This window comes from Corallococcus exercitus (assembly GCF_003611585.1).
Lineage (GTDB): Bacteria > Myxococcota > Myxococcia > Myxococcales > Myxococcaceae > Corallococcus > Corallococcus exercitus.
In genome coordinates this window covers 1-405 of record NZ_RAVW01000930.1, presented here as the reverse complement: position 1 = coordinate 405, position 405 = coordinate 1, and the positions used below count along the sequence as shown (strand labels likewise).

Sequence of the window (405 nt, the reverse complement as noted above, 5' to 3'; positions counted from 1 at the left end):
GGTGTATCCAGGGCGCACGCGCTCACGGGTTATCAGTGTCGTGGGGAATCCCCAGATGTGGGGCGTGTCCATGTGCTGTCGCAGGTCGGTTTCATCCGCCCCTTGCATCACCTTGATTTGGCCATTACTGAGGGTGAACGCCTTCAAGGGCATTGCATCAGGCGGGCGACCTGCGGTCAACGCCTGTATATCCGTTTCGTCAAACGCCTCATTCAAGGGGCGTGGCGTGCTCACCGTGATCTCGTGCCCATTTGTGTACGTGTCGATCCACAGCGCCGCCAATCGCTTTAAATCGGTCCCAGGAATGTAGGAGGCAAGATCAGGCTTCGAGGCAAGATCGGGCGTGTCAAAGGTTTTAAACACATTGCCCGTGTAATGACGAAAGCTCTTGACCATGACACGCGT

General features: G+C 56.3%; 1 protein-coding gene. It reads right to left on the bottom strand.

What is annotated here, in order from left to right; translation table 11 throughout:
- Window positions 1–405: hypothetical protein (locus tag D7W79_RS43445; RefSeq protein WP_208730000.1), on the bottom strand; the 405-nt coding region annotated here is incomplete at both ends.